At 65.9% G+C, this 8,171-nt stretch carries 6 protein-coding genes and 2 pseudogenes; 5 read left to right on the top strand and 3 right to left on the bottom strand.

Annotated elements, in window-relative coordinates; all coding sequences use genetic code 11:
* A pseudogene (locus tag KBZ07_RS12595) lies at positions 1-313 on the bottom strand (glucosidase); the annotation flags it as partial.
* 1,198 nt (positions 314-1,511) lie between these two features.
* Between KBZ07_RS12595 and miaE the strand changes: the two are divergent.
* Together miaE and KBZ07_RS12605 are read left to right on the top strand one after the other, a co-directional pair.
* Positions 1,512-1,925, top strand: a pseudogene (miaE, locus tag KBZ07_RS12600) (tRNA isopentenyl-2-thiomethyl-A-37 hydroxylase MiaE); the annotation flags it as partial.
* 139 nt (positions 1,926-2,064) lie between these two features.
* Entirely contained in the window at positions 2,065-3,681 is a 1,617-nt protein-coding gene (locus KBZ07_RS12605) for a gamma-glutamyltransferase family protein (RefSeq protein ID WP_254931938.1), read from the top strand.
* Here the strand turns inward: KBZ07_RS12605 and KBZ07_RS12610 are convergent.
* The gene (locus KBZ07_RS12610; protein ID WP_254931939.1) at positions 3,648-5,003 is read right to left on the bottom strand and encodes a chloride channel protein; all 1,356 of its coding nucleotides are present in this window, start codon (positions 5,001-5,003) and stop codon (positions 3,648-3,650) included. The two genes, KBZ07_RS12605 and KBZ07_RS12610, sit on opposite strands and share 34 nt — an antisense overlap.
* A 115-nt stretch (positions 5,004-5,118) precedes the next feature.
* Here KBZ07_RS12610 and KBZ07_RS12615 point away from each other — a divergent pair, with 115 nt between their 5' ends.
* Positions 5,119-6,030 carry a cation diffusion facilitator family transporter gene (locus KBZ07_RS12615; RefSeq protein WP_254931940.1) on the top strand — a complete coding sequence of 304 codons (912 nt, stop codon included), beginning with the start codon at positions 5,119-5,121 and terminating at the stop codon, positions 6,028-6,030.
* 68 nt (positions 6,031-6,098) lie between these two features.
* On the opposite strand, the gene KBZ07_RS12620 is transcribed toward KBZ07_RS12615, so the two are convergent.
* Positions 6,099-6,671, bottom strand: coding sequence for an acireductone dioxygenase (locus KBZ07_RS12620; RefSeq protein WP_254931941.1), 573 nt, complete (start codon positions 6,669-6,671; stop codon positions 6,099-6,101).
* A 61-nt stretch (positions 6,672-6,732) separates the two neighbouring features.
* Between KBZ07_RS12620 and cobI the strand changes: the two genes are divergently transcribed.
* Together cobI and KBZ07_RS12630 are read left to right on the top strand one after the other, a co-directional pair.
* Entirely contained in the window at positions 6,733-7,503 is a 771-nt protein-coding gene (gene cobI, locus KBZ07_RS12625) for a precorrin-2 C(20)-methyltransferase (RefSeq protein WP_254931942.1), read from the top strand.
* 84 nt (positions 7,504-7,587) lie between these two features.
* Positions 7,588-8,171, top strand: a 584-nt coding sequence (locus tag KBZ07_RS12630; protein WP_254931943.1) for a DUF4079 family protein, incomplete at its 3' end; no start/stop codon positions are given.

Here is an 8,171-nt window from a genome sequence, read left to right on the forward strand (position 1 = left end):
CAAAGAGCCGTTCCTTGATGATTGGATCCTTGCCATTCCAGAGCGCTAAGGCGAAGCAGAGCAGTTGGCGGTCATCGCTAATGCCCGCCAGGCCATCTTCTCCCCATTGGTAGGCGCGGGATCGTGCCTGATCGTGACTGAAGGATTCCCAGGCATTGCCGTCGGGGCTGTCGTCCTCGCGCACGGTTCCCCACTGCCTTTCGCTCAGGTAGGGACCCCACCTTTTCCACGGCTTGTGGCCATGGTCGGACTCGGCCAGGCGCTGGTGCTCAGGCGAGGGGGCTTCTGAGGATTGGGCCTGGGACACCGCCATGGTTGATGAACGCTTGAAATCAGTCCCTCTCACAATAAGAGTGGGCTGTCGAGGCTGCTAATTCCAGGGCAGGGTTGATTCAAAGTGTGTCGTAGGCGCGCTTGCCGGGGCTGCGAGCATGGGTTGAGGACGGCGGAATTGCCTCCTCCCTGTGCCCGCAGGCCCTGCAGCCGTAAACGATCTCGATCTGATCAGCTACCTCTAGTCGATTCCGGATGTCCGCATGCGGTGGTGCGTTCGCATCTCAGCCTGGTATTTGCTGCTGGTGGCGGTGCTGGGCATCCTGAGCGGCCGCCAGAGCCTGCGAGATCTGGAACGCCACTTCTGAAGGAGAAGGCTTCGTTTATCCCATTCGTCACTACACCGTGCTCACTGAGACATTGGGAATCGAGCTCAGGCTTCCACCATCGGATTCTTCGTTTCGTTTTTTTTCTCCAGGTAGACGTGGCAGCTCTGTGCGCTTCAATCCGCGACTGGACGATCGCCCAGATCCCAGGAAGCGCGGCTGCTCTCGATCAGCTGGTTTGTGGCGGCAAGCCATTGCTTGGCGCGATCGTGCACTACGCAGGCGGTGGGTCGGCATTCTTTGCCCAGGTCAAGCTGTAATCGGCAGCCCTGGGTGTGGCTTATTGCTAGGCAGAAGCCTGACGGCTAAGCCAGGCCTGATACGACACAGGGGAGACCCACGAGCGGGCCGTGCTCTAGCCGCAGGCTTCTGCGTAGCAGTAACAGTTGCTTGGAGAGCTGGATCTGGGCGGCGTGCTGATCCAGGCAGATGCCCGCCTACTTAATTGTCGCCGCAGACACGGCCGCAGAATCACCTGGACGCTGCCGGCAAAACAAGCACCAGCGCACATCAGTGAAGCCTGGAGGGGCAATAGCTGGATCGTAGGGGGGAGGCCTCCAGAACCCGTGAAGGCAAGGCTTTCTATGCCACTCATGCGATTATCACGAGCCTGTGCAGCACCCTAGAAGCCCTGCTGCAACTGGTAAGAGATCGCTGGAGAATTGATTGCTGGCACTGGATCCGTGACACCCAGCTCCATGAAGACGCCCACCGCTACCGAGGTAATGGCGCTGGGGCGATGGCCATGCGCAAGCCACGGCCCAACCCTTACTAGGACTTTGAATCAGCCCTGGGGCCCCTCGCTGAGATTCGTCGTGGCCAGGGACTCGCTGCTCTATTGGCAACAAACTCTTGGTTCGCGAGGAACTGGAGCACTTCGAGCAGGTGCTGCAGCTGTTGCAGCGCCGTGGCATCGCCCTGCGGCCCCTACCGGCGCCGGGCTATGGCGCCGCCCTCTCGGCGGCAGTGCGCAAGGGCGAGCCCGAGCGCATGCTGGATTCGTTTTTGATGGCCGGCCTGATCGAGGCCCGCAGCCATGAGCGCATGGCCCTGCTGGCGGCCCATAGCCCCGATTGCGAGCTGCTGGCCAGCGAAGCGCGCCATTTCGGCCTCTACTGGCTGCTGGCGGAAGGCCGCTACGGGCGGGAAGCCACGGCGACCCGGCTGGAGCAGCTGGCACTGGCCGAAGCGCAGGCGCTGAGCGGGAATTTGAGCGATCCTCAGCGGCTGCGCATGCACTCGGTGGGGATTGAGCTGGGACCCTAAATATGTTCACTAGGCGTTCCCAGGAACCCGCCTAACTCTTGATAGCCGATCCCCCGCTGCCCAAAACAACAGAGCAGTCCAGTACACCTGTCTTCGCGATTGGCGGGCCTGTCAAAGTTGCTCCAACACCTGTTCAGCCATGCTCAGCCCTGCTTTTCTGCATCGGCGTTCGCCCGTATTTGCCGGGCGTGCCATGGCCAGCTCCAGCTCACCGTTGGTTACCCGGGTGGGCCTGCGGGTGCTGGAGCAGGGCGGCAACGCCGTTGATGCCGCCGTGGCTATGGCCGGGATGCTGGCGCTGGCCGAGCCAATGATGAGCGGCCTGGGCGGCGACACCATGGTGTTGGTGTGGTCGGCCAAGGACCAGAAGGTCTTCGGGCTGAATGGGAGCGGTCGGGCCCCGAGCGGCGCGAGCCTCGAGCGGATTGGCTCCGTGCCGGTGATGCCGGAGCACGGCGCCGCCACCGTCACGATCCCTGGCGCTGTGGATGGCTGGTGCGCGCTGCTGGAGCGCTTCGGCTCTTGGTCTTTGCAGCAGCTTTGGGAGCCGGTGATCGCCTACGCCCGGGAGGGCTATCCGGTGGGCGAATCGATCGCCGGCTTCTGGGAACTTGGCGCGGCATTGCTGGGGCCCAGCGGACCCATGCAGCTGGGAGAGCTGCTGTTGCCCGATCGCACTGCCCCGCAGCCCGGCCAGCTGATGCGCCTGCCGCAACTGGCGGCCACCCTGGAGCGTGTTGCCCGGGAGGGGCGCCACCGCCTCTACGAAGGCCCCGTGGCCGAGGCGATCGCCACCACGATCAGCGCAGGCGGGGTGCCGACCACCCTTGACGATGTGGCCGCCCAGCAGCATCGCGCCGAGTGGGTGGAGCCGCTGAGTGTGGGTTACCGCGGCCGAGAGGTGTTGGGAATGCCACCAAATTGCCAGGGGGTGGTGGCTCTCCATGCCCTCGGCATCCTCGATGGCCTGCCCCTGGCCTCGATGGATGAGGCGGAGCGGCTGCACCACCAGATTGAGGCGATCCGCCTGGGCTTCGAGCTGGCGATCGACGTGGTGGGCGAGCCCACCCCCGCAATGCTGGAGCAGGTGCGGCAGGCCCTCAGCTCGGACGGTCTGGCCGCTGCCCGCAGCCACATCGGCGCGCTAGCCCGGCAAGCCACCCGCCCCCAGGGCGCCAACTCAGGCGACACCAGCTACGTGTGCGCCATTGATGGGGAGGGTAACGCCGTGTCGCTGATGACCAGCATCTGCGGTCCGTTCGGTTCGGGGCTAGTGGCAGGCGACACGGGAGTAGTGCTCAACAACCGGGCTGCCCAGTTTTCCAGCCAACCGGGCCATCCCAATGCCCTGGCAGCCGGACACCGCCCGCGCCATTCGATCCTGCCGGCGATGGTGTTGCGCGATGGCCTGCCTGAATTCCTGATGGGTGTGATCGGCGGCAACGCCCATCCCCAGGGGCTCACGCAGATCCTGGTGAACGCGCTGGATTTAGGTATGAACCCCCAGCAGGCCGTGGATGCCCCCCGCTTCAAGCTGATCATGCAGAGCGGTGCGGTGCACATTGATCCGCAGTTCAATCCCGAAGTGGGCCATGCGCTGGTGGCCCGCGGCCATCAACTTGGTGATTCCTACGGCTTCGCGAGCTTCAAGGGGGGAGCCCAGATGGTGCGCATAAATCGCGATGGCTCAGGCCGCTGCACCAGCCTCGAGGCTGGCGTGGATCACCGGCTCGATGGGGTCGCGCTGGGGTTCTGAGGGCTGCTGGGCTGCTGCTCCAGCAGCATCCGCACCTGGTGTTCGTTCCAGCCCTCACCCCGCCAGCGCTCGCCGAGGGCCGCGGCCACCGCGGCCACTAGCAAAAGCAACGGCAGCAGGCCCGGATCACCCTGCAGGGTGAACACGAAGGCAGCGCAAAAGAGCGGCGCCCCATGGGCAGCGGCGAACAGAGCCGTGGCCCCTACCGCAGCCAACTGGGCCAGGTCGCTGCTGCTGAGTTCTGGCAGCGCCTGTAGCGGACTAATTAGCAGGGCGCCCAGGGTCATGCTGCTGTGCATCAGCCCGCCAGGAGCCCCTAGCGCCAGGCTGAGCACACTGGAGAGTAAACGCCAAAGCCAGATAGCTGGGGAGCCCACCGTTTCGCCAGAAAGCGCAGCAGCCAGCGACAGGGAGCCGTCGTTGAGACTCAGGCCGCCACTGACAAGCGCCAGCAGGCTAAGTGTGCCCGCCAGGACAAAGGTGCCGAGGAGCCGCCGCTGCCCCAGCAATTGCTTCACAACGGCAGCCGCCGGCAGCAACAAACGCATAAACAGGGCGCCGGCAGCAGCGCCCACCAGGGTGAGCAGCACGGCCCAGCCCCAGACCCCCGTTGCCAGGGAACCCAGCGCCAGGCCAGGCAGGCGAGCGGGCTGCCCCATGGTGGTGGCCACCAGGGTGCCGCTACCTGCCAGGAGCAGGGCCGGCATTAGCAGTGGCAGACTACTGTGCCGGCCAAGCTCTTCTAATCCGTAGGCAACGGCCAGCAGGGGCGAGCGAAACGCCGCCCCCAATCCGGCCGCGCCGCCGATCACGGCCAATAGCTGGGGCGAGAGAGAGGCCAGGGGCTGCAACCGGGGCCAGCGTCTGCGAATCCCCAGCAGCAAGCTGGCACCCAGAGCCACTGATGGCGACTCCACTCCCACCGCCAGGCCCCCCAGATGGGTAAGCAACATCAAGGGCAGCCGCCGCAGCTGGGTGGCCAGGTTGAGCTGCTGCAGCCAGAGCAGCTCAACCGCCTTGCCTTCGGACTGGGAGGCGCGATCGAGGGCGAGCAACGACGCGGTGCCGCCCCCGCGGCCGCCAGCCAGCGGCCCCCAAGCCAGGAGAACCAGCAGGCTGGTGGCCCCAAACACCAGCAAGCAGCCGAGCAGCGATTGGGGCTCAGCCGAGAGCCAAAGGGCTGCTTGTATCCGGAAACCGAGTTCCGAGAGCGCCTGGTATGGCCCCATCGCCAACCCGATTAGCAGGCCCAGCACCAGCCAACTGCCCAGTGCCGGCCAACTGCCCACTGCAACAACCAGGCCAGAACGGGGATCCCTCAAGGCAAAAGCCCAGTTAATAGGCTGTCCAATTCTGAAGGGAATGGCCCCGCGTGGCATGGGATCTAGGCCAAGAGCTTCGGCAGACAGCACAGCAAAACTGACCTAAAAAAAGCCCATGAGCCATCCAGCCGTGGGCCGCCAGCGGTTGCCACGCCACATCCAGCACGAACATCGAGATGGGAATCCGGCGGCCTTTCGCTGGAGTGTGCTGCTCAACAGCGGCCTCTCTGCTTTACAGCTGGCCATTGGCATCGGCTTTGGCTCTCTGGCCCTGATCGGTGATGCCCTGCACAACCTCGGCGATGTGGCGGGGTTGCTGCTGGGCTGGGGGGCCGAGCGCCTCAGCGCCATGCCCGCCAGCAGGCAATTCACCTACGGATTTGGCCGCAGCACCCAGCTGGCCTCGATGATCAACGCGGCCTTGATCTTGATGGCATCCGCCGTTGTGATCGTGGAGGGCGTACAAAGACTGGCCAAGCCGGTGGAGCTAACCCCTGGCCCGGTGGCGGTGGCGGCCCTTTTGGGCATCGCGGTGAACCTGGGCTCGGCCCGTTTGTTTGGCCACAACCACAGCCACGATCTCAACCGCCGAGCTGCGGTGGTGCACCTGCTCACCGATGCGGCGGTGAGTGCTGCGGTGCTGGTCAGCGCCCTGTTGATTCAGTTCACCGGCATCCACTGGCTCGATCCCTTCACCGGTATTGGCGTGGGTGTGGCCGTGGCCTGGACCGGTTGGACCCTGCTGCGCCAGTCGGTGCTGGTGAGCCTGGACGGGATCCCACCAGGCATCGATCGAGACGCTGTGGAACGCACCTTGGCTGCGCTGCCAGGGGTGGCGGCGGTGCACCATATCCATATTTGGGGAATGAGCACCTCCCAAACGGCGCTGACGGCGCACCTCCTTCGCGATCCCCAGCAGGTAGACGACATGGCCCTGCTGCATAGAGCAAAGGCTGAGTTGGCCCAGCTGGGCATCGACCATTCGACTCTGCAGTTAGAGCCCCTGCAGCTTGAGCCCCTGCAGTGATTGGCTCTGCGCAGCCCCGGGGAGCCAAAAAGTAGCTTCGCTGGGGGCTTTTAAGCCCATTCAAATCTTCAAGTTCGTCGAGGTGCGGATAGTTCGTCGAGGCGCGGATAGCGCTCGGCGATTGGGTCGCCGCTGAACTGGGCCACCCAGCCTTCGGGGTTGTCGAAGAAGCGCAGGGCGCAGAAGTGGGGCTCTGGGCCCATGTCAAACCAGTGCTTCGTGCCAGCTGGCACGGAAATCCAGTCGCCTGCTTCACATAAAAGCTGCAGCACCGCATCGCCAACATGCAGGCAGAAGAGGCCCTGGCCCTCTACGAAGAAGCGCACCTCGTCTTCGCTATGGATGTGCTCGGCCAGAAACTTCTGACGTAGGGCCTGGCGGTCGGGGTGCTCCGGCGTCATGCGGATCGCATCCACCGTGGGGTACGACCCGCCGGCCCGTACCTGGGCGATTTCGGCGCTGTAGGCGGCCAGGATCGCGGCCGGATCGGCGTTTGGGGCCAGGGGGGCTTTGACTTGCCAGCGCTCAAAGCCGATGCCCAGTGGCGCCAGGGTGGCGGCGATCTGGGCCGGATCGCTGCTGGAGAGGCTGGGGGAGGCTGGTCCGGCCGGGTCGGTGGCAAACACCTGCAGGAGACTCATTTGGCCAGGGCTCGTTCAATTCCCAGCCTAGAAAGGCAGCAGCAGCAGGCCAGTGGTGTCCTTGGCAGAATTCCCAGGAGAGCTGGCGGCGGCGGGGCTCACCCTGGTGGGGGTGGGGCCAGGCAATCCGGAGCTGCTTACGGTGGCGGCGGTGCGGGCGATCGGGGCAGCGGAGGTGGTGGCCTACCCGGTGGCCCGGGAGGGTGCCGATGGCATGGCCGCCCGCATTGCCGCCCCCTGGATCGGGCCCCAGCAGCGGCGCTTGCCGCTGCTGTTTCCGATGGTGGCCGGCGCTGAACCGCGCCAGGCTGCCTGGCACAGCGCCGCCGCGGCCCTGGCTGCTGAGGTGGCCGCCGGCCATGCGGTGGTGTTGTTGTGTGAGGGCGACGCTTCCCTCTACGCCAGCGCCTCCTATGCCCTACTCGCCCTGGCTGAACGCCATCCGGCCTGTCCGGTGGCGGTGATTCCGGGCATCACCGCGGTGGCGGCGGCCGCCGCGGCAGCCTCCTCCCAGGGATTGCCCTGGCCCCTGGCCCTGCAGCAGGACGCCCTGCTGATCCGGCCCACCCCCGACGGCGCCGAGGAGCTGGCGGCCCTGCTGCAGCGAGCCTGCGGCGAGGGCATGGTGCTGGCCCTGCTCAAGCTTGGCCATCGCTGGGCTTGGGTGCGTCCGCTGCTGGCGGAGCGGGGGCTGCTGGACGCCTGTCTCTTTGCCCAGCGGGTGGGCTGGCCCGACCAGCTGCTGGCGCCGGCGGCCGAGGTGCCCGCCGACGAGCAGCCCTACTTCTCCCTGCTGTTGATTCGCCAGAGCTGGCCGGCGGTGCTGCCCTGAGTTGCTGCCCTGAGTTGCGCCCCTGACCAGTCATGGCCGCCAGGGCCAGGGATGGGCAGACTTCCCTGCAGAGCTTCCGTTGCGATGACCCCGATCGATTGGTTTGCCCTGCTGCATCCGGTGCTCGCGATGTTGTTCGTCTATCCGGTGGTTGGGGCCACGGTGCGGCTGGGCCTCCTGGCGCGGGAGCGGCGCCTAGGGCTGAGCAGGCAGCCCCTCACCGTGCCCCAGGAACATGCCGACCACGGCCGCTGGCTCGCTGGCGGTGTCGTGGTGGCCGTGCTGATCGCCCTGGTGTACTCCTTCCTCAGCCGCTGGTTTGACCCCGGCACCCCCTTTGTCGGCGGACAGGGACGGTTGGCCCTGCTGGTGTTGGCGGCCCTCGGCAGCTTGCTGGCCCTGCTGGCTTTGTGGCGGGTGCGGCGGCCAGCCCTGCGGGCGAGTTTTGCCCTGCTCACCTGGGCGGGGTTGCTGGGCCTGGGCAGCCAGCCGGAGATCTGGCGGGTGTCCGATAACCCCTTCAGTGGGGCCTTCTGGAGTTCCCACTACTGGAGTGGGGCCCTGCTCACGGGCCTGCTGTTGCTGGCCATGGCCTCCCGCCCGGAAATCCAGCGTTCGCCACGCATGCGGCGCCTGCATGTGAGTGCCAACGTGCTGGCGGCGGTGCT

Source organism: Cyanobium sp. BA20m-14, assembly GCF_024346295.1.

Excerpts from the sequence above, each read along its gene's own strand:
- KBZ07_RS12605 (WP_254931938.1), top strand. The coding sequence starts at position 2,065 with ATGCTCAGCCCTGCTTTTCTGCATCGGCGTTCGCCCGTATTTGCCGGG.
- KBZ07_RS12615 (WP_254931940.1), top strand. The coding sequence starts at position 5,119 with ATGAGCCATCCAGCCGTGGGCCGCCAGCGGTTGCCACGCCACATCCAG.
- KBZ07_RS12620 (WP_254931941.1), bottom strand. The coding sequence starts at position 6,671 with ATGAGTCTCCTGCAGGTGTTTGCCACCGACCCGGCCGGACCAGCCTCC.